This window comes from Bradyrhizobium sp. (genome assembly GCF_030697065.1).
In the GTDB taxonomy this organism is placed as follows: Bacteria; Pseudomonadota; Alphaproteobacteria; order Rhizobiales; family Xanthobacteraceae; genus Bradyrhizobium.
In genome coordinates, this window is sequence record NZ_JAUYQU010000275.1 from 1 (window position 1) to 1,058 (window position 1,058).

The window sequence follows — 1,058 nt, forward strand, 5'->3', positions numbered from 1 at the left end:
ATCGTCTGGGACCTGCCGCGCAGCCGGCTTGCGGTGGCCAAGCAATGGGGCCTGGCGCAGCAGCTGCGGGCCCGGGGCTACGGCACCGCGCTGGTGCTGCCGCGCACCTGGAAGTCGGCGATCGCGCCCGCGCTGGCCGGCATCCCGGAACGGGTGGGATTTGTGGGCGAAGCGCGGTTCGGGCTGATCAACCGATGGCGCTGGGGCGAGAAGGCCCTGCCCCGCTTCATCGACAAAAACGCGGCGCTGGCGCTGCCCGACGGCGCGCCGCTGCCTGCGGAATGGCCGGTGCCGCAGCTCAGGGTTCCGGCCGAGGAGGCCAGCCGCTGGCGGCAGGCCAATGGGCTCGGCAGCGGCCCGGCCGTTGCACTGGCGCCGGGCTCGGTCGGCGCCTCCAAGCGCTGGACCTCCTATCCGCAAGCCGCGCGGCTGTTGGCCGAACGCGGTTTTGATGTCTGGGTGGTCGGCGGCCCCGGCGAAAAGGCGCTGGCGGCGGAGATCGTGGCCGCCGGCGGGCCTGCTGTCCGCGACCTCACCGGGTCAGATCTGCGCAACGGCATCCTGGCGATGGCGGCGGCCAGCGTCGCGATCTCGAACGATTCCGGGCTGATGCACATTGCAGCCGCGATCGGGACGCCGACCATGGGGATTTTCGGCCCCACCAGCCCCTATCACTGGGCGCCGCTGAACGGGCTTGCCGCGACCGTGCAGACCGCGACCGTGGTGCCCTGCCAGCCCTGCCATCGGCCGATCTGCACCATGAACGAGCACCGCTGCATGCGCGATATTCCGGCGTCCGACGTGGCGGGGATTGCCGAGCGCCTGCTGGCCGGGGCGCGGCCATGAGCAGCATCGATAGCATCGATCCTGCCGGTCCCGCGCCGAGGCCCGCCGCATTCCTCGACCGCGACGGCGTGATCAATCACGACGACGGCTATATGGGCACGCGGGAGCGGATTCGCTGGATGCCGAATGCGGCGAAGGCGATCCGCCGGCTGAACGAGGCCGGCTATTTTGTGTTCTTCTTCACCAACCAATCCGGCGTGGCGCGTGGTTTT

Annotated in this window: 2 protein-coding genes; both read left to right on the plus strand. The window is 70.5% G+C overall.

The features are described 5' to 3' along the window. Positions 1-846 (plus strand): lipopolysaccharide heptosyltransferase II (gene waaF / locus Q8R73_RS21340; protein ID WP_305721528.1); only part of this gene is annotated, 846 nt, incomplete at its 5' end. Continuing rightward, positions 843-1,058 (plus strand): HAD-IIIA family hydrolase (locus Q8R73_RS21345; protein WP_305721529.1); only part of this gene is annotated, 216 nt, incomplete at its 3' end. The genes waaF and Q8R73_RS21345, both read left to right, overlap by 4 nt.